The following is a 1,293-nucleotide window of genomic DNA, read 5'->3' as shown; positions in this document are numbered from 1 at the left end:
GGTCCATTCCGGACACATAGGTTACGGTTTATATCGGAGACATGGGTAACACTTTTGGCCCGAAGGGGTTTTGGAGTGGTTCGAGCCTGCATGTCTCATCATCGAAGTAGCCCAAATCATAATCCATGAAGGAAGCCAGCCAGATATGGTCCTCGACCTGTTTGATGCCGACGGTCTGGCCGGCAAAGACGAGGCTGAGGTTGATCTTCTTGCGATTGTAGCAGATGCGGCCGCAGGTGGTGACGGTGACGGCCTTGTCGTGAAACGGATAATCGAGATCCGGCAGGCCGGCATAGATGCGCGGTGACGGCGTGTAGCGCTCGGCTGGACAGGCCATGTCGAGCGCCTGATGTGGGCGTTCTGAGTTGAACTCATTGATGAAGTCATCGAACCTGGCCTGCTGCTGCAGGAAATTGGCGCCAGCCGGTTTGGTGGTTTCCTTCTTGAGAGTCAGGTGCATGCGCTCATGGCGCCCGTTCTGCTGCGGACAGCCCGGCTGGATGCGCTCGATGTCGATGCCCAGGCGCAGCCACCAGACCGACAGTTTGCTGAGATTGAACAGCGCGTTTGGGCTGGCAAAGGGAACGCCGTTGTCGGTCCTGATGGCGCTGGGCAGGCCGAACTCTTTGAAAACGCTCTCGAACACCGTGAAGGCATAGGCTTCCTTGGTAGTCGACAACGCCTCGCAGGCGATGAGATAGCGGCTGGCGAAGTCGGTGATCGTCAGCGGATAGCAATAGCGCCGATCGGCGAGCATGAACTCGCCTTTGTAGTCGGCACACCACAGATCGTTGGGCCGATAGCCGTTTGAAAGTAGTGTTCCCATCGCCCTGTTGCGCCTTCGCTTGCGGCGCTCGACCAGGCCATGGCGGTCGAGAACCGCATGCACCGTCGAGATCGCAGGCCGGTGAACGTCAGGATACAGCCGGGCCAACCGTTCGCGTATCTTTGGCGCACCCCAGGTCGGCTTGTCTTGCTTGAGGCGCACAATCAGCTTCTCGATTTGAAACGGAAGCTGATTGGCGTGGCGGTAGGGTCGGCGTGATCGATCCGTCAGCCCCTCAAGGCCACTGTCATTGTAGCGTGTGAGGATCTTGTAGCCGGTCTTGCGCGAGATATCGAACTCACGGCAAAGCACCGCCATCTTCTCGCCGTCCAGCAGCCGGGCAATGAACTTCAGCCGCTCTTCCATGACGTTACACTCCTTCCAAGGCACCTTGCTCTCCTTGCAAAGGGCCGAAAGTGTAACCCATGTCTCCGGAATGAACTGTCACCCATCTCTCGGGAAGGGCA

1 protein-coding gene is annotated in these 1,293 nt (G+C 58.2%); it reads right to left on the bottom strand.

The annotated features are described in order from the left end of the window. Window positions 1-28 precede the first annotated feature (28 nt). The gene (locus tag NKI64_RS32095) at window positions 29-1,216 is read right to left on the bottom strand and encodes a helix-turn-helix domain-containing protein (RefSeq protein WP_502901417.1); all 1,188 of its coding nucleotides are present in this window, start codon (window positions 1,214-1,216) and stop codon (window positions 29-31) included. Window positions 1,217-1,293: the final 77 nt, after the last annotated feature.

Source organism: Mesorhizobium sp. M0478 (assembly GCF_040321305.1).
Classification (GTDB): domain Bacteria; phylum Pseudomonadota; class Alphaproteobacteria; order Rhizobiales; family Rhizobiaceae; genus Mesorhizobium.
Note: the sequence above shows the minus strand (reverse complement) of the source record. Positions and strands in the feature narration are given on the sequence as shown.